Origin of the sequence: Microtetraspora glauca, from assembly GCF_040656155.1 — a bacterium.
Taxonomy (GTDB): domain Bacteria; phylum Actinomycetota; class Actinomycetes; order Streptosporangiales; family Streptosporangiaceae; genus Microtetraspora; species Microtetraspora glauca.
Genome location: NZ_JBFALK010000001.1, coordinates 304,328 through 322,564 on the forward strand (window position 1 = coordinate 304,328; position 18,237 = coordinate 322,564).

General features: G+C 70.3%; 12 protein-coding genes. 5 read left to right on the top strand and 7 right to left on the bottom strand.

Annotated elements, in window-relative coordinates; all coding sequences use genetic code 11:
* Window positions 1–13: 13 nt before the first annotated feature.
* The 3 genes from AB0I59_RS01500 to AB0I59_RS01510 form a co-directional block, all read right to left on the bottom strand.
* Complete coding sequence (locus AB0I59_RS01500; RefSeq protein WP_358128928.1) at window positions 14–2,674, bottom strand: glycoside hydrolase family 2 protein; 2,661 nt, start codon at window positions 2,672–2,674, stop codon at window positions 14–16.
* An 82-nt stretch (window positions 2,675–2,756) separates the two neighbouring features.
* On the bottom strand, window positions 2,757–4,373 hold the full coding sequence (locus AB0I59_RS01505; protein ID WP_061253348.1) for a beta-N-acetylhexosaminidase: 1,617 nt from the start codon (window positions 4,371–4,373) through the stop codon (window positions 2,757–2,759).
* Window positions 4,374–4,546: 173 nt separating this feature from the next.
* Window positions 4,547–4,999, bottom strand: coding sequence for a gamma-glutamylcyclotransferase family protein (locus AB0I59_RS01510; RefSeq protein WP_061253349.1), 453 nt, complete (start codon window positions 4,997–4,999; stop codon window positions 4,547–4,549).
* 140 nt (window positions 5,000–5,139) lie between these two features.
* Here AB0I59_RS01510 and AB0I59_RS01515 point away from each other — a divergent pair, with 140 nt between their 5' ends.
* The gene (locus AB0I59_RS01515; protein WP_061253350.1) at window positions 5,140–6,531 is read left to right on the top strand and encodes an NAD(P)H-quinone dehydrogenase; all 1,392 of its coding nucleotides are present in this window, start codon (window positions 5,140–5,142) and stop codon (window positions 6,529–6,531) included.
* Here the strand turns inward: AB0I59_RS01515 and AB0I59_RS01520 are convergent.
* Window positions 6,508–7,737, bottom strand: a complete 1,230-nt coding sequence (locus tag AB0I59_RS01520; protein ID WP_082776550.1) for a pentapeptide repeat-containing protein — start codon at window positions 7,735–7,737, stop codon at window positions 6,508–6,510. The genes AB0I59_RS01515 and AB0I59_RS01520 overlap by 24 nt on opposite strands.
* A gap of 195 nt (window positions 7,738–7,932) precedes the next feature.
* Window positions 7,933–9,354 carry a hypothetical protein gene (locus AB0I59_RS01525; RefSeq protein ID WP_358128933.1) on the bottom strand — a complete coding sequence of 474 codons (1,422 nt, stop codon included), beginning with the start codon at window positions 9,352–9,354 and terminating at the stop codon, window positions 7,933–7,935.
* A 283-nt stretch (window positions 9,355–9,637) separates the two neighbouring features.
* Between AB0I59_RS01525 and AB0I59_RS01530 the strand changes: the two genes are divergently transcribed.
* The 4 genes from AB0I59_RS01530 (at window position 9,638) to AB0I59_RS01545 (ending at window position 13,128) form a co-directional block, all read left to right on the top strand.
* Window positions 9,638–10,033 carry a YbaB/EbfC family nucleoid-associated protein gene (locus AB0I59_RS01530; protein WP_061253353.1) on the top strand — a complete coding sequence of 132 codons (396 nt, stop codon included), beginning with the start codon at window positions 9,638–9,640 and terminating at the stop codon, window positions 10,031–10,033.
* Window positions 10,030–10,164 (top strand): hypothetical protein, encoded by a 135-nt coding sequence (locus tag AB0I59_RS01535; RefSeq protein ID WP_358128936.1) that lies wholly within the window; start codon window positions 10,030–10,032, stop codon window positions 10,162–10,164. Before AB0I59_RS01530 ends, AB0I59_RS01535 begins: the two co-directional genes overlap by 4 nt.
* A gap of 51 nt (window positions 10,165–10,215) precedes the next feature.
* Window positions 10,216–12,696, top strand: a complete 2,481-nt coding sequence (locus AB0I59_RS01540; protein ID WP_494410545.1) for a WXG100-like domain-containing protein — start codon at window positions 10,216–10,218, stop codon at window positions 12,694–12,696.
* Between the two features lie 96 nt (window positions 12,697–12,792).
* On the top strand, window positions 12,793–13,128 hold the full coding sequence (locus AB0I59_RS01545; protein WP_358128942.1) for a hypothetical protein: 336 nt from the start codon (window positions 12,793–12,795) through the stop codon (window positions 13,126–13,128).
* Here AB0I59_RS01545 and AB0I59_RS01550 read toward each other — a convergent pair whose 3' ends face one another.
* On the bottom strand, window positions 13,129–14,145 hold the full coding sequence (locus tag AB0I59_RS01550) for a scabin-related ADP-ribosyltransferase (RefSeq protein ID WP_358128945.1): 1,017 nt from the start codon (window positions 14,143–14,145) through the stop codon (window positions 13,129–13,131).
* Complete coding sequence (gene eccCa / locus AB0I59_RS01555) at window positions 14,145–18,161, bottom strand: type VII secretion protein EccCa (protein WP_061253357.1); 4,017 nt, start codon at window positions 18,159–18,161, stop codon at window positions 14,145–14,147. The genes AB0I59_RS01550 and eccCa overlap by 1 nt, the downstream gene beginning before the upstream one ends.
* Between the last annotated feature and the right edge of the window lie 76 nt (window positions 18,162–18,237).

The window sequence follows — 18,237 nt, forward strand, 5'->3', positions numbered from 1 at the left end:
TCCACCGTGGTCATCAGGGAAGCGGGATCGAGGCGGTGGGGACGTTGTGGCCCCTCACCCGCAGGTAGGGCGCCTGGCCGCCCAGATCGTCCGTCTGATACGCGGCGGTGATCGTGGTGGATTCACCCGGCCAGAGCGAGAGGTAGTTGTCGGTGTAGGTGACGGGCACGACCTCGTCGCCGCCGTTTCCGGCGGTGATCTCGGGCCGGAGGAAGAACGCGACGGCGGTCGTGCTGGTGTTCCTGATCGTGATGGTGGCCGTCTCCTTTCCGGCGGACACGGTCCGGGTGGCGGTCGCGGTCACGTCGGGGTTCGCGGCCAGGCTGTTCAGGCCGGTGAGGTTGGCGTACGTCTTGACGGTCGTCTGGTACCAGTTGCTCTTGTTGCCCAGCGTGTCGGCCTGGGTCGAGTACCAGTAGAGGTTGTCGCTGACCGTCGCGCCCACCGAGTCCGTGAGCCGGAGGCGGACGAAGTAGGTCGTCGACAGGCCGGTGATCGCGGGAAGGGTCAGTGCCTGCGTGGAGGCGTTGGCGCTCGCGGTGACCGTCGCCTGGGTCGTGTACTTCTGGGACAGGTCCGGGATGTTGTACACGGTGGCGGTCGCCGTCAGGCCGCTGCGCGCCGCGAGCGTGGAGTTGACGACGAACACCTTCCTGGTGGCGTAGTCGTAGCTGATGTGCACGGGTTCGTTGGCCTTCTTGCTGCCGAAGTACCCGCCGCCCGGCTTGAAGTAGTAGTCGTACAGGTTCCAGTGGACCGACGGCCAGGCGCTGTTGAGCATCCAGAAGATGGTGCCGAAGGACTGGGTGTGCTGGTGCGCGTTCCACGCCTCGAAGAAGGACCGGGTGGTCTCGTAGTTCTGCAGCTCCGACTTCTTCGAGTAGTCGGCCGCGCTCGTGGCGGTGCCGTACCGCTTGCTGACGCCGTTGGTGAACGGGGCGATGGTGTCGAAGACGCTGCCCGGCTTGCCCGCGTGGTAGTTGAAGGCGGTTCCGATCGGCCACAGGTCGGCCGGGGCGAGGAACCTCCGCAGGCTCTCCAGCGGCGGCGGGGACTCGGTGCCCTCCTCGCCCGTGGTGCCGAAGGCGCTCCCGGCCCTGGTGGTGTCCCACCACAGAACCGGCGGCTCCCATACGTACGGGCCGTCCATCTTCATCCCGGCGTTGGCGTTGGACCAGGTGGCGACGTTGTCGAGGGTGGGGTTCTGCCAGTGCAGCGCGGTGGCGACGTTCTTGTAGGCCGTCAGGTGCGCCGCCGTCGGCGGCTGGTCGCTGCCGTACGTCCACAGGAAGGTGCTCGCGTGGGCGCGCAGGGCCCGCATCTGGCTGTCCAGGGAAGCGACGGCCACCTGCGCCTGCTCGGCGGACCAGCCGCTGTCGTTCTCCCAGGCGCTGCAGCAGACGAACCCGGGCATGAGCATGATGCCCGCCTTGTCGGCCAGGTCGTAGAGCTCCTCGTTGCCGAGGGTGCCCTCCAGGCGGATCGTGTTGAGCCCCATGTCCTTGACGTACTGGATGTGCGCCGCGTTCGTCCTGGTGTCCCAGCGCTGCAGCATGTCCCACACGTAACCGCCGCCGCGGAACATGATGTTCTGGCCGTTGACCTTGTAGCCGGCGAACGAGGTGCCGTTGACGGTGGTCCGGTAGTCGGTGAACTGCCGGATGCCGAAGTCGATCGACTTGGTGTCCGAGGTCGCTCCGCCGGTGGCCGCGGAGATCGCGAGCCGGTACAGCTCCGGGCTGCCGAACTGGTACGGCCACCACAGGGCCGGGTCGGTGACGTGCAGTTGCGGATAGGCCGCCGGGGTGAAGGCGATCTCCCGCCGTTCACCCGCGTTGAGCGTGACGTTCTGACTCACGGAGATCGTCGGATGGCCCGGTTTCGAGATCGTTCCGCTGACGGTGGTCGTGACCGGCGCGTTCGTGGCGTTGACGGCGTCGACGTAGACGGTCAGGTCGGCCGAGTTCGTCGCGGGCAGCGGCAGGACGGTCCTGACGTAGGGGTCGCGCAGCGCGACGGGGCCGGTCGTGTCGAGCAGCGTCCTGCCCCACAGGCCGGCGTTCATGTCGGGGGCTTCGGGATTCCAGTCCACCGTGCAGAAGGACAGGTCCTTGCAGTCGTGGACGGGCGGTGTCACGAGGATGGCCAGCGCGTTCGCCGCCCCCGGGTTGATCAGGCCGGTGACGTCGTATTCGTGGGCCACCATCGAGCCCACGGCGCCCGCGTCGAGCTGCGTCCCGTTCAGCCAGATCTGGGCCCGGTAGCTGATCCCCTTGAAGCGGAGCCGGTAGACCTGGCCGGGAGTCGTCGCCGCGGCGGGGAACTCGCCGCGGAACCACCACTTCTGCCCCGTCAGGTCCGGGACCGACTTGAGGTTCGTCCCGAAATAGATGTTCTGGTAGACGTTGTTGGCGGTCAAGCCGGCCAGCACGGTCGAGGGAAGCGTGACCGGGTTCCAGCCCGAGGCGGTGCTGTAACCGACCTGGGAGATGGTCGCGCCGGTGTCGGTGACGTTGGCGGCCGACCGTAGCGCCCACCCCGTCGTCAGCTCGGTCGAGCCGAGGGTGGCGGCCGTCGCGCCGCCGGCGTCGACGACTCCCATGGCGAACGCCATGAGCAGGATCACGAATAATCGGGACAGGAGCAGCCGGGGATGCTTGCGGGAAACGGGCATGGAACGGACTCCTTCTCGCTGACACCTGGCGGGGTGGTTCAGGTAGGCGAGGAGACGTGGCCGGGCCGGTTCGCGGGGGTGCCTACGAACCCGCCGGCCAGGTCACCTGGGCGGAGCGGTAGTAGTTCAGGCCCATGACGCGCCAGCGGGGGCCCTGCGCGCCGAGACGTTGACCGAACGCCTTCCAGTCGTGCGTGCTGTACGGCGACCAGCCCAGTTCCGCGATCGCCGGCAGCCTCGGGAAGGCCATGTACTCGATGTCGGACAGGCTCTGGATGGTCTCGGTCCACAGCGGCGCCTCGACGCCCAGGACGGAGGACTCGCCGACGCCGTTCAGGTACGCCCCCGGGTTCCAGCCGTAGGCGTCCCTGACCTCGATGAGGCCGGCCCACTTCTGGCCGATGGGAGTACGGGAGTTGTACTTCATGTCGAGGTAGGTGCGGCCCGCCGGGGACATGATGACCTTGACGCCGCGCTGGGCGGCGCTCGTCACGGCCGCGTTCCGCGTGGTGGTGCCCCAGAACTGGGCCACGGTCGAGGCCGGGGGTGTGGCGTTGACGACGTCGTGCCAGCCGATGACGGTCTTGCCGTACGCCGAGACGATCCGCTGCACCCGGTTGATGAACGCGGCGTAGTCCGCCGGCTGCGTGGACTGGGTCTCGTCGCCTCCGATGTGCACGTACGGCCCGGGTGTCAGTGCGGCGAGCTCTCCGACGACCTGGTCGACGAAGGTGTAGGTGATCTCCTTCGAGGTGCACAGCGAGCTGAATCCGACGTCCGTCCCCGTGTAGAGGGGCGGCGCGACGCCGTCGCAGTTGAGCTCGGCGTACGAGGCCAGGGCGGCGTTGGTGTGCCCCGGCATGTCGATCTCGGGGACGATCGTGATGTACCGCGACGCGGCGTAGTCGACGATCTGCTGGTAGTCGGCCTTGGTGTAGTACCCGCCGGGGCCGCCGCCGACGGCCGTGCTCCCGCCGTAGGTCGCGAGGTTGGGCCAGCCGTCGACGGCGATGCGCCATCCCTGGTCGTCGGACAGGTGCAGGTGCAGATGGTTGATCTTGTATGGCGCGATCTCGTCGATGTAGCGCTTGACGGTCGCCACCGGGAAGAAATGCCGGGCGACGTCGAGCATGGCGCCGCGATAGGCGAATCGCGGATAGTCGACGATCTTTCCGCCGGCGACGGTCCACGGGCCGGGTCGCACCGTCGTGCTCTCGACCGCGGCCGGCAGCAGTTGGCGCAGTGTCTGCACCCCGGCGAACAGGCCGGCCGGTCGGTTGGCGCGCACGACGATCGAGGTGGCCGTCACCTCCATCTGGTAACCCTCGTTCCCGACGGTGCTCGGCGCGCCGGACAGGAGCAGCGAGATCCCGTCGGACGGGGAGGGGACGGACGCGGCGGTGACGGGAAGCGGATGGCCGGTGGAGGGGCGCAGGAGCGCGGCGAGGTAGCCGCCGATGGACGCGGCGGCGGCCGAGCCGGGTTCGGTGTAGATGGTGGTCGCGGCGCCGATGTCGTACGTGACGCCGGGCGTGGAGGTCGAGCCGGCGACGGCGGGGAGGACCGAGCCGAACGGCACGGGCGTGGGTGCGGCCTCCGCCGGTCCGATCGCGAGCACGGTGCTCCCGGCGGCCGCCACACCGGCGCTCAGGGCGAGGAGCAGGGCCGCGAGTCCGCGCCGCCCTCCGTAGACCTTCATCGACGCCTCCGAGGGGTCGCCGCGTGCCGGGCGGAGCGGCCCGCCGGCACGTCAGTTGTGTCGCCCCCGTCGACGTTCACCGTCACGATAAGTCGGCGCGCACTGATAGTAAAGGACTCTTTCTAATGGCCCCGACGGGACGCCGGCGGCGACGCTCGTCGCGAAAGGCGCCGTCAGTCGCCCAGCGACTTGCAGGGGCGGGTCCGCAGGTGCTTGACGTAGTCGTCCGGCGCCCCGGCCTTCTCCGCCGCGTCCGCGATGATGCCGAGGTGGCGGGCCGACGGCAGGCCGCCCTCGTAGGAGTCGAGGACGTAGGTCCAGGCCAGCACGTCGCCGTCGAGCGTCGCGACGCGGACTCGCACCTTGCGGTAGAAGCCCAGCTCTGTGCCGGTCCACTGGTCGAGCGACGCCTCGTCCCACTCCGGAACGTCGTACAGGACGACGAAGATCTGGTCGTCGGAATCCTCGACGATGGTGGCGAGCGCGCCCTCCCAGGCGACGTCCTCCCCGCCGAAGGTCAGCCGCCAGCCCGACAGCCATCCGGTGCCGCGCATGGGTGAATGCGGGGCGCGCTCAGCCATCTGCTTGGGGTCCATGTTGCTGCTGTAGGCGGCGTAGACAGGCACGGCACGAAGCCTAAACCACGAGGCGCGTCCCCGGACGGCCATGACGCACGACCCGCCAACTCGCGGGGAATCCCCGTAGTCAGACCCTTACATGTCCCCCTCATCTGCGACGAGCGGGATGATGCGGGAGAATAGGGCACGTGACAAGGATCGTGATCATCGGTGGTGGCCCCGGCGGGTACGAGGCGGCCCTGGTCGCCGCCCAATTGGGGGCGCAGGTCACCGTCGTCGAACAGGAAGGGCCCGGGGGCGCGTGCGTGCTCACCGACTGCGTGCCGTCCAAGACGCTGATCGCCACCTCTGTCCGTAAACAGGCGCTGCTGGACGCGGCCTCCGTGGGCGTTCACTTCGACGGGGGGACGGACGGCGACATCGGCGGCATCATGGTCGAGATGCCCCTCGTGAACAAGCGGGTCAAGGAGCTGGCGCAGGCGCAGTCGGCGGACATCGCCGCGCGGCTCGCCGCCGAGGGCGTGGAGGTCATCCGGGCGAAGGGCCGGCTCGTGGACCCGCAGGTCGTCCGCGCCGGTGACCGGACGATCCGGGCCGACGTGGTCATCGTCGCGACCGGCGCGTACCCGCGCGTGCTGCCCGGCGCCGAGCCGGACGGGGAGCGCATCCTCACCTGGCGGCAGATCTACGAGCTGCAGGAGATGCCCGAGCACCTGATCGTGGTCGGGTCCGGCGTCACCGGGGCCGAGTTCGCCGGCGCCTATCGATCGCTCGGTTCCGAGGTGACCCTGGTCTCCTCCCGCGACCGGATGATGCCGAACGAGGACGCCGACGCGGCCGAGGTGCTCGAAGAGGTCTACCGGCGGCGTGGGATGAACGTCATGGGCCGGTCCCGGGCCGCGTCGGTCAAGCGCACCGAGCACGGCGTGGTCGTCACGCTGGAGGACGGCAGGACCGCCGAGGGCAGCCACTGCCTGATGACCGTCGGCATGATCCCCAACACCTCGGGCATCGGCCTGGAGGAGGCCGGCGTCCGGCTCGACCGGGGCGGGTTCGTCGAGGTCGACAAGGTCTCCAGGACCTCCGCGCCCGGTGTCTACGCGGCGGGCGACTGCACCGGCGTGCTCATGCTGGCCTCCGTCGCCGCCATGCAGGGCCGGATCGCCGTGTGGCACGCCCTGGGCGAGGCCGTACAGCCGATCCGCCTGGCCACCGTCGCCTCCAACATCTTCACCGATCCCGAGATCGCGGCCGTCGGCGTGTCGCAGCGGCAGATCGAGTCCGGGGAGATCGAGGCCAACGTCGTCAAGCTGCCGCTGGCCACCAACGCCCGGGCTAAGATGCAGGGCTTCAACGACGGTTTCGTCAAGCTCTTCTGCCGCCCGAACACCGGCATCGTGCTCGGCGGCGTCATCGTGGCGTCCCGCGCGTCCGAGCTCGTCCTCGCCCTGTCGGTGGCGGTGCAGCACCGGCTGACGGTCGACCAGCTCGCGCAGACGTTCGCCGTCTACCCCTCGCTGTCCGGATCGATCACCGAGGCGGCCCGCCGGCTCATGTCACCGCTGACCACCGTGATCTGACAGCAGCGTCCTGACCCGGTGCAGCGACGCCCTGCCGTGCTGTACGGCTGACGCCGCCCCCTGCAGCTCGTACGGCGTGCGCGCCACCGTGAGCACGTGCCTGGCGGCCTCGTACGCGTCGAGCGCGGCGCGCCACTCGCCGGGCGCGCCGTCGATCCGCCCGGACTTCATCTCGGCGTCGACGGTGTCGATCTCGTCCCCGAACCGCGTGAGGTCGTCCATGACCGCGACGCGTTCCTTCTCGAAGGCGGCGAGGTCGCGCTTCCTGCGCCGGTGGGAGAGCCCCCAGAAGAGCAGCGTGAGGCCGAGCCCGATGCCGCTGAGGACGACCAGGAGCAGCCCGGCCGCGGTCCGTACGGGATCGTTGGCGATGGCTCTGTGCGCGGCCTCCTGAGCGGCCTCGGGCGTCCTGTCGGCCTCCGTGGGCGAGGGCGAGAGGGCGTCGGCGGGAACATCGGCGGGCGTCCCGCGTGATCCGGTGAGATCGAGGTCGCGCGCCTGCCCGAAGGTGGCGCCGTTGACGTTCGCCCCGTTCAGGTCGGCACCGTCCAGCGACGCCTGGGTCAGCACCGCCCGGTTGAGATCGGCGGACGTGAACACCGCGCGCTCCAGATGGGCCTGGCCGAGCCTGGTGCCGCGCATCGTGGCCCGGGTGAAATCGGCCCCGCGCGCCTTCACCTGCCCCATGGTGGCCTTGGTGAGATCGGCGGAGGCGAACGTGCTCCCGGTGAGGTCCGCCTGGGTCAGCACCGCCCCGCTGAGGATCGCGCCGGTGAAGTCGGAACGGGGGAACTCCGCCTGCTCCGCGTAGACGCCGATGAGGAGCGCCCCGCGCAGTTTCACCCGCTTGGCACGGAACTGGCCGAGGTCGGCACCGGTGAAATCCGCGCCCCGCAGGTCCGCGCCGTCGGCGTGGGCGAGACTCAGCGTGGCCCCCTGCAGGGACGCGTCGCGGAGGATCGCCCCGGTGAGATCCCGGTGCGTGAGGTCGGCGCCGTTGAGCGTGGCTCCGGTGAGGTCGGCGCAGCGCAGGTTGCGGGGGAGATCGTCGGCGTCGGCGAGGTCCTCGCCGCGCAGGTCCGGCCCACTGCCCGGGGTGCAGGCCCTGGCGCGTGCCGCGGCCGGTACGCCTGCCGGGCCCAGCAGGACGGGGAACGACACGGCGGAGGCCGCCAACGTGACGGCCAACGCTCGGGAGCGACGCAACGGAGCCTCCTCACAAAGCTGAAGAAACGCCCCCTAAGTCTCTCGCGACGATGGTAGGCGGTGTCCCTGATCTCCCCCGGCATCGCCCCAAAGTGCCGGAAAAGGCGGTGACCCCGCACCCACTGGGTGCGAGGTCACCTGAGAAGCCATGCCCCGGCCGTCGATCAGGAATCGATCAGCACGTGGGGGTGCGGGTCACCAGTCGCCGCCGCCACCGAAGTCGCCGCCACCGAAGTCGCCACCGCCACCCCAGTCACCGCCGCCGCCCCAGTCTCCGCCGCCACCGAAGTCGCCGCCACCGCCGCCCCAGTCTCCGCCGGAGTCGCCGCCGGCCGCGACGCCGTCCGCGTAGCCGTGGCCGTAACCGCCGTGGCCGAAGCCGCCGAAGGCGCTGCCGAGCATGGTGCCGACGAGCATGCCGGTCAGCATGTCGCCGCCGCCGAAACCGCCGTAGTAGCCGTAGGCGTAGGGCTGGTAGGCGGGGCCGGCGTCCCAGTAGGGACGGCGCTCGCCGTTCACCATGACCTCGCGCATCTGCGGGTCGAAGCCGCGCTCGACCGCCTCGGCGTCCGCCGCGCAGGCCGGGACCTCGCGCGGCGCGCCGCCGGGAGGAGCCCAGTTGACGTTACGCGCGGACGGGCCGTGCTGCGGGTTGAAGAAGCACGGGGGCAGCCGCTCGGGGAGGGGCTGCTTGTTCACACGGGCCTTGACGCAGGCCAGGGCGTACCGCCCGTCCTCCAGCGTCGCGGTCACCGTGCGCAGTTCCTCGGCCCGCTTGGTGGCGGCCAGCTCGTTCTTGGCGCGCTCGTAGGAGTCGAGGGCCCGCTGCCAGTCGGCCGAGGTCTCGGACTGCGGCAGCATCTTCACGTCGATGTCCAGCGCGGTGATCTCCTCACCGAACTTGGTGACGTCCTCCTCGACCGTCTGCTTGACGGCCGCCAGCTCGGCGGCCTCCTTCTCCTCGCGCTTCCGCTTGGCCCTGCGGGCGAAGATCCACAAACCGCCACCTCCGACGACGGCGATGCCGAGGATGACCAGCAGGCCGGTGCCACCGCCACCGCCGACCCCGCCGGCGGCGCTGCCGTCGTCGAGCGCCTTGCGGTCGCCGGACGCTGCCGCGTCGATCCGGTTGGCGAAGTCCTGCATGACCTCGACGGGCTTGCCCGGGTTGTTCTCCGTGGCCTTCCTGGCGATCTGGCCGGCGAGCCCCGACGTCTTGCGGCCCAGGGCGCTCGACCCGGCGAAGAGCGTGGTCCCGTCGATGACGGCGACGGTGGCCTTCGGCCGGCCCGCGTTCGCGAGGGCCTGGCCCAGGGAGGTGATGTAGGTGCCCGCCTCCTGGTTGGTGGTGATCGTCCCGTCGGGCAGGGCGACGGCGTAGATCTTGGTGTCCGCGTTCTTCAGCGCGTCACGGATGCCGGACTGGTCGCCGGACGACAGGGGAGCCCCGTCCTGGACGAAGAGCGGATCATTGCTCTTCCAGCCGGCCAGGACCGTGCTGACGTCTGGGGGAGCCGCGGCGTGGGCCGCCGGACTCCAGGCGAACAACGCGAACAGGCCGACGAGCAGCGCCGCAACGGCGGCCCCCACGCGGCCCAGCGGATGGGTGATGGTCACGGCGTAAGCCTCCTTCGCCCTTGAGGACGAACCGTGATGCGTAATTGTTCCTGTCCGGCGAAACCGTATCCGTTGCCGAGACCGTTCCAGGACCGGTTCCGGCATCCGCGGGGTGATCGCGGTGGCCGAGCATGTCACATCGCGACCTCGGCTGTCAGGATCGGTGGCTGCCGTCGTTGACGGGGATTTCGGAGTGATGCCACCTTTTGTGGGTGATCGATAAGTGGCGAGTGCGGAGTGGACGATCCCTGGTCAGCCTCGGCCGCGCCGGGAGTGATCGCCGATGAGTGACGAGTACCAGGCGATGATCGAGGGACTCGCCCAGGAATACAACATGCAGGCCGCGCGGCTCCGTGAGACGTACGGCAGCCTGAACGAACTGACGGCGACCTCCCGCTCGGAGGACGGGATGGTCACCGTGACGATCGGTTCACGCGGTCAGGTACGGAACATCGAGTTCGATCCCCGGGTCTACCGCAAGCTCTCGCCGTCCGAGCTGTCGCATTCGATCATGGAGCTGATCGGGAAGGGAACGGCCGAGATCGCGGAGCGGACCCAGGAGCTCATGGCTCCGCTCCTGCCGGAGGGCCTGCCGTACGAGGAACTCTTCGGGGACGGTGTGGACTTCGCGTCGTTCCTGCCCCAGCCCATCGATCTGCCTCCGAAGGGAGAGGTGTGACGACGCCCGGAAACGGCTACTACGTGCGCTGGGTGGAACTCCAGCGGCAGGCGCGGGCCGTCGGCGAGCGTCTCCGGGCGAACGCCGCCACCTACGCGGCGGCCGAGCGGGCCAACGAGGGCGACGTGTGACCCGGCGTGGGATTCGACAGGTTGATCGTCCCTGACTGGGCCAGACCATGGGTGGGATGGATTGTCGGGATGGACTGGCCCGAAGGGGACGAGTCCGGATGCTTCCGGCTCGCGGACGCGTGCGCCGCGGCCGCCCGGCTGGTGGTGAACGGTGGCCCGGCAGGACGATCCAGGGGAGGCGTCGGGGCGAACCCGCCGGAGTGGGACGGCGAGGCCCTCAAGGCGTTCGCCGCGCACGTCAGGCAGGTGTACGGAGGTCGCGAGGCGGATCTCGTCCAGCGTCTGGTGGCCGCCGCGATCGAGTTCAACCGGCTCGGTGTGCAGGTCCAGTACACCAAGCGGATGATCGAGGTCTCGGTCTGCCTCTTCGTCGCGCAACTCGCGTGGCTGCTCGCGGCGGCGATGGGACCATGGGGCGGCATCTCCTTCGCGCTGATCGGCTCACGGGTCGTCCTGGCCCGACTGACCGTCGCCCAGATCGCCCGGCGGCTGCTCATCAACATCGCGATCTTCGGGGGGCTGGTGGGCGGGATGGACCTGGCCGTGCAGGCGACCCAGTCCCGCCGCGACGAGGTGGACTGGGATCAGGTCCTCGCGTCGGCCGGGACGGGCGCGTTGACCGGGGCGTTCCTCACCGCCACGTCGGGCTTCTTGTCACGGCTCGCGACCCCTGGTCTGCGGCTGGGGATGACCCCGGCCGAGATGTCGATGTTCGAGAAGGTCCTGGCGGCCTCCAGCAAGTCGGTATGGGGCTTGATGGGGCAGTCCGGCATGGCCAACGCGGCGGCCACGGCGGTGTCGCTGGGCATCTCGGGCCAGTTCGACTGGGAGACGGTGCTCAAGGGCGGTACGGCGGGCGTACTCGGAGGCGCCGACGCGCACTGGGCCGGCTGGGACCCCTCCTGGAGGTCGTCTCCCTCCACGCCCCGTTTCTCCGAGGGGGTGTCCGATCCGTCGGCCGGCCCGATGGCCGACCCGAGTCGCCATTCGCCGGGGCTGACGTCCGACGCGTCGGCGGTTCCGATGGTGGATCCGGCCGTACGGGCGTCGGGTGAGCCGTCGGGGCGGATGCTCGAGCATCCGCCGACCGATGGTTCGGGCGCCACCTCCCTGGCGCACGCCGTGTCGGATGAGGGCCCGGCGGGGCCCGGCACGTCCCGGCCGGAGAGCGCGACCAGCCCGGACGCCGGCACCTCCCGTCCCGGGAATGACGCGGGCAGGCCGCCGGGCGAGTCGGCTCGACCGGAAGGAGCGGCCACACGGCCGCAGGGTGCCGTGCGGCCGGTCGCCGAGACCGGCGGCGACGGAGTGGCGGTGTCGCGTACCGCCGCCCAGCGGCAGGGGCGTGCGGACGCGCCGTCCGGCGGGCCGAGGAGCGCCGATCCACGGCCTTCTGATCACGCTGACACCTCTTCGATGCCCACTGCTCGCCCGGACATCGACTCACTGATAAATCGCCCGCTCGGCGAGGACGGAGCGGGGCCGAGGAGCGGAACCGACCAGGCGCCACACAGCGATCCGGCGGACTCGTCCGCGACCGGTGCCGGCGTCGACGCCGGCGCGCCCGGCGCCCGGGGCATGGGTGGAGAGGGTCGACCGGGACCGCTCGTGCGCGAAGCGCCGGATGCGGCGATCGCCGACGGCTTCGCGGCCATCGTCGAGAAGACGGCCGAGCGTGATCTGCTCGTCCAGTTGGGCAGGCAGCAGGAGGCCGACGCTCTTTCGTTCCAGCTCAACGACCTCCTCGACCAGATGGCAAGGCTTGTCCCCGATGAGGGAGAGCGTGCCTTCTATGAGCACCACGCGGAGGTGCGGAAGAGCATCGAACTCGTCGCGGAGGAGGCGGGACTGTCGGTGGACGCGGTTGCGGAGATCATGCGGGCCGAGCTGGTGCAACTTCTGGACGACAGGCCGGTGGCGGTGCGCATCTCGGCCGAGAACCTCCTGAAGGTGCTCGAAGACGGCCGGTTCAAATCGCAGTTCGAGGTCGGACGATCGAGGGGTGTGTACTATCCGTCGATACGGGCCGGCTTCGAGCAGATGTGGTTCGGATATCCCATGGATTCCCCGGCGCACACCCGGCCGATCTATGGCTTTGTCAACGTTCTGGCCGATTCCGGCGCCAACAGGTACGCGGTCCAGGGCGGACGCATCGAGCACTACGGTGACGCCCAGGTCACCCTCAGGCCCGAGGTCCGGGCACGGACGACCGTGTGCATGGGCGACTCGCTCAAGGAGCGCGAAGGCACGATGCCCAGCCCGCTGACCGATCCTCGTGCCGAATCTTTCGGTGCGTTTCCACATAACGCGGACATGCCGTACATCGCGCCGACGTTGCGGGGGACCGGGCGCGACTACGCCCACCCGTCGTTCTGGGAGAGGGCGTACGTGGAAGCGCAGATCCACGGGGGCGTGGCGGTCACGGACATCGAGCACGTCATGTTCGAGAGCCCGCCGCCCTCGGACGTACGGCAGGCTCTCGACGCCGCGGGCATTCCGTGGGGCCATCTCAACGAGACCAGGAGTGAGTGAGATCATGGCCGGGATCGCCGACGCGCAGCGCCGGATGGACGGCCCGTTCATGAGAGCGCTGATCCAGCGCCGTGCCGGTGAGGAGGAGAACGGAGCATGAGTGAACCGGGCGGGATCGAGGTCTCCCACACGGACCTGCGCGCCGCGGGCGAGGGACTCGCGCGCGTGGGAGAGAACATGGCACGCGAGGCCGAGATCTTCGGCACGGAGTTGGCGGGCCGGTTGGATCCCTGGGGCGACGACGAGCTGGGAAGCATGTGCGGGCCGATCTACGCCATGATCCGGCGGGAGGCGCTGGACGCGTACATGACGCTCGCCGGCGGGATCAGGGACGCGGGGACCGCCGTCGAGGCGATGTCCGGAAATCACGGAGGCGCCGAGTCTGCCAGCGCGCAGGCCGCGGCCGACGCCGTTCCCGACCGGATGGTCTGATCAGGGCCGGTAGCCGGGGTTCGGGATGTAGTCCCCGAATGTCTCCGTCGTGGCGTCGTACGGCCGTGCGCCTTTGATGTAGCGGCCCTCGATCCCGCCGGGGAACGCGATCTCCTGCTGGTGCCCGGTGCGCAGGGCGCTGCCCATGGTGGGGGCGAGGTCGATGCCTCCGGGCGCGTCCACGTCGTACAGGTATCTCGTCGGGAAGATGTCCATCGGGTTGTCCAGCCGGGTGGTACTGACGAACGCCGACTCCTCGAACCGCAGGTGGGACTCCAGGTCGGTGTTGCGGGGGTTGCGCGGATGGAAGCCGGGTCCGAACACCTCGTCCGGGTGCCGGTCGTCCGCGCGCCGGAGAATGAGCCGGTCCGTACGCCACACCGGGGAGGGGGTGATGGCCTTGACGTTCACGCTCCGGTCGGCCGCGGCGCGGAGCGGATCCGGCCGCCTGGCGAGCCGCATGCGCAACCCCATGGGGGTGATCTTCTGGAAGAGGCGGCGGGCGCGTTCAAGGAGGGCTCCGACGATCCGTTTGAGGCGGTTGAGCGTGACGCGCAGGAGCCCGCGGATGGCGACGCGGGTGGCCGCGACGGAGAGCGGAAGCGTGGCGAGTGAGGTGCCGAGGCTGACGGTGGCGGTCGCGATGGCACGGGCCACCCGTACGGCGAGGCGGGCCAGTGCCGTGATGATGCCGAATTTGAGGGCGGCGACGATGGCGGCTCCGGCGAGGCAGGCGGCGCCGATGAGCCGGGTGGCGGTTATGGCGTCCTTGCTGTGGGCGGTGGGGCCGTCGGCGGAGATCCAGTGGTCGTGCATGGCGGTGATGTCGCGGCCGCTGTTGCGCGTGGCGACCCGCCGGACGTGTTCGTAGGAGTTCTGGGACTGCCTGCGGAGGGTGTCGGCGAAGCCGAGCCAGGTACGGCCGGTTTCGATGAGTTTGGTCTCGTCGGCGGCGGGCCAGGTGTAGCCGACGAGCCCCATGGCCAGGACGAGCCCGGTGGGCAGGCGAAGTCCCATCAGCCGGCCTCCGGCGGCTGCTGCTGCGGGAGGAACGCCGTCTGGATCAGGCGGTTGCCGTACTTCCTGTCGACATGGAGGCCGCGGCCGGGCGGGAGCGGCTGCGCCCGCACGTTGCCGAAGAGGAAGCCCTCGTCCCGGTTGCCGGACAGGATGACGGCGGGGCTGGCCATGTCCTTGACCCGCTGGATGACGGGGTCGAACATGGCCCGGCCGAGACCGCCCATGGCCCGGGACAACACCAGGTGCAGGCCGATGTCGCGGGCTTGTGGCAGCAGTTCGGCCAGCGGCAGCAGGGGGTTGGACGAGGTGGCGACCAGCTCGTAGTCCTCCACGACGATGTAGAGGTCGGAGCCGCGCCACCAGTTGCGCGCCCTGAGCTGCTCCGGCGTGAGGTCCGCCGGGGGCAGCCGCTTGAGCAGCGCGCTGCGGGCGTCGTTGATCAGTTCGAGTGCCGCGGGCCCCGACGCCGCGTAGCCGATGCGGTGGTCCGTCACGGCGGTGTCGAGCAGCGTCCTGCGGTAGTCGATCACGATCATCATGGCCTCCTGCGGCGTGCGCCGGGCCACCAGGCCCTCGGCGATCAGCCGCAGCAGGTTGGACTTGCCGCTCTCGGTGTCGCCGGCCACGACGAAGTGCGGGTCGGCGTCGAAGTCGACCAGCACCGGTGACAGGGTGCCCTCGTCGATGCCGATCGGGATCCGGCCCGGCCCGGTCGCCGCGATGTCGGGCAGCGTCTCGACGGGCAGCACCGCGGGCAGCAGCCGTACGGCGGGGGCCGGCCTGCCGGTCCAGGCGTTCCGCACCGCCTGGACGAGCCCGCGCACGCCGTCCGACAGGTCCTCGGCGCTCTGGACGCCGTCGATCCTGGGCAGCGCGGACAGGAAGTGCAGGCCGTCCCTGGTGAGGCCGCGACCCGGCACGCCCTCGGGCACGGCCAGCGACTTCTTGCGGTTGATCTCCGACTCGTACGCGTCACCGAGCTTGAGCTCGACGCGGGTGCCGAACAGGTCCCTGATGCCGGGCCGGAACTCCGACCACTTGTTGGTGGCGGCGACGACGTGGATGCCGTAGCCGAGCCCGCGCGCGGCGAGGTCGGTGATGACGGGTTCGAGGGTGTCGAAGTCCTGCCGGATGGTGAGCCAGCCGTCGACCACCAGGAAGACGTCGCCCCAGCCGTCGCCTTCGATCGTGCCCTCGGCCAGCTGCCGCCGGTAGGCCGTGATCGAGTCGATCCCCCGCTCGGCGAAGTCGCGTTCCCGCTGCTGGAGGAGCGTGGAGATCTCGGCCACCGTCCGGCGGACCCGGTCGGCGTCGAGACGGCTGGCGACGCCGCCGACGTGCGGCAGCCCGTCGAGCGAGGCGAGCGAGCCGCCGCCGAAGTCCAGGCAGTAGAACTGGACCTCGCGCGGGGTGTGGGTGAGCGCCATGCTGGTGATCAGCGTGCGCAACACCGTGCTCTTGCCGCTCTGCGTGCCCCCGGCCACGCCGACGTGACCCGCGGCGCCGGACAGGTCCAGCCAGAACGGGTCGCGGCGCTGCTCGAAGGGCTTGTCGATGATGCCCACCACGGCGTGCAGCCGTCCCCGTCCCTGCCACGCGGCGGTGGACAGCCCGAGTTCGGGAGTGACCGACAGTGGCGGGAGCAGGTGGGTGAGGGTGGGCGGAGCGCCGAGGGGCGGCAACCAGATGCGGTGGGCGGCCGGCCCCTTGTCCTTCATCCTGGCGACCACGACGTCGAGCAGGCTGCTCTGCGCCTTCTGGCCGTCGGCCGCCGCGCCTTCGGCCGCCGCGTCGTCGTCCGGCTCGTCCGGTGCCTTCTCGATCTCCGGCAGCGGGGTGTACGCGGGGCCGTACTCGACCACGCGGGGCATCGGGCCGCTCCCGTCCGGCGCGGCCGTGTGGTGCGTCCCCGCCTCGTACGCCCCGGAGACGTAGGCGGCCTTGAACCGGGTCATCCCGCTGGTGTCGAACTTCAGGAACCCGTTGCCGGGGGCGGACGGCAGCTCGTAGGCGTCGGCCACGCCGAGCACGACCCGGCTCTCCATCGCGGAGAAGGTCCGGAGCCCGATCCGGTAGGACAGGTGGGTGTCCAGGCCGCGCAGCCGTCCCTCCTCCAGGCGCTGGGAGGCGAGGAGCAGGTGCACGCCGAGCGAGCGGCCGAGCCGTCCGATCATGACGAACAGGTCGATGAACTCGGGCTTGGCCGTCAGCAGCTCACTGAACTCGTCCAGGACGACGAACAGCGTGGGCATGGGCGCGAGGTCGGCCCCCTGCTCCCTGGCCCGCTCGTAGTCGCGCAGCGAGGCGTAGTTCCCGGCGGCGCGCAGCAACTCCTGGCGGCGGACCATCTCCCCGTGCAGGGCGTCGTGCATGCGGTCGACGAGCGGCAGCTCGTCCTCCAGGTTGGTGATGACCGCGGAGACGTGGGACAGGCTCTCCAGGCCGAGGAACGTGGCGCCGCCCTTGAAGTCGACGAGGACGAAGTTGAGGATCTCCGAGGAGTGGGTGAGGGCGAGGCCGAGCACGAGCGTGCGCAGCAGCTCGCTCTTGCCCGATCCGGTGGCGCCGATCACCAGCCCGTGCGGCCCCATGCCGCCCTGAGCCGACTCCTTGATGTCGAGCTCGACCATGCGGCCGTCCGCGCCGAGCCCGATCGGCACCCGCAGCCGGTTGCGGCCCGCCCGCGGCCGCCACGTCACCGCCGGGTCGATGAGGGCGGCGTCGCCGACGCCGAGCAGGTCGGTGAGCGACGTGTTCGCCGCGAGGACGTCCTGCGTCTCCTCGCCCGAGGCCGTGGATGCGCGCAGTGGGGCGAGTTGCCTGGCCAGGCCCTCGGTTCTGAGGAAGTCGAGGCTGTCAGGGTCGCCGAGCCTGGTCCGGCTCTCCTTGCCCGCGTGATCGAGTTTGATCATGAAGAAGCCCTCCGGCCGGACGTCCAGCCGCAGCGTGCTCTGCTCCTCGACGGCGCCCGTCGACCCGGAGAGGTCGATCACGGTGACGCCCTGGATGGCGTCGGTCCCGAGCTGGGAGTCCAGGGGCACCCGCCCGTTGTCGACGATCAGGACGTGGTACGGCAGGGCGTCGGCGGCGGACCCCGGCTTGAACCTGGCGCGCTCCCTCACCTCGGAGCCGACGAGCCGGTCCAGCTCGGAGAGGTTCTCGGTCATCAGCCGCACCTGCCCGGCGGCGTCGGTCCGCTCCGGGTGCAACGCGTGGGGCAGCCACTTGACCCACTCCCACTGGGCCATCCACTCCTGGTCCGCGCACACCATGATCCGCATGTCGTCGGGCGAGTGGAACACCGTCATCTGCGCGATCATGGCCCGGACGAGCCCCCGCACGGCGACGGGGTCGCCCGTCAGCCTGATCCGCGCGAAGGAGTGCAGGGCCACGGCCACGGGCAGCTTGGACACGGTCGAGTGCGCCCGGACGAACCTGCGCAGCGCGCCCGCCGACAGCGCGTCCAGGTCCTCGACCGGCTTGGAGTCCGGCGGGATGAGCTGGATCGCGAGCTTCTGCACGCCCGTTCCCAGGCGTACGGTGCCGAAGTCGTCGTCGCGCGGCCGCCGCTCCCACAGGCGGGGGCCCATGGCGATCCACCAGAGGGAGTCGGGGGCGGGGCCGCTCCATTCGAGGGCCTCACGCTGCTGCTTGGCCGCCCGCCGTACCCGCTTGCGCACCTGGGAGAGGTAGCGGAAGTAGTCCCGGCGCTGGCCGTTCATCCGGTTCTTGCGCTCTCCGGCCTGGCGTCCCATCTGGCTCACGCTCATGCCGAGCATGGACACCGCGAACAGGCCGCTCGATACGTACATGATCGGGCTGGAGTTCCCGCCGGCGGTGAACATCAGCCCCATGGCCGCCGCGCCCGCCCCCATCGGCAGGTAGGTGAGCAGGTTGCCGAAGCCCGGCGGCTGCACCTCCGGGACCTCCGGCGGCGACTCCAGCAGGATCTCGCCCCGTGGCGGTTTGGGGCTGGGACGGCGCTCGGGACGGCGTACGACGACAATGCTCACCCTGGACGCCCTTCCAGATCGTTTGGATCTTTTCTTACCAGATGTGGTTTACATCCGAGTGGGGGAAAGAGGCGCG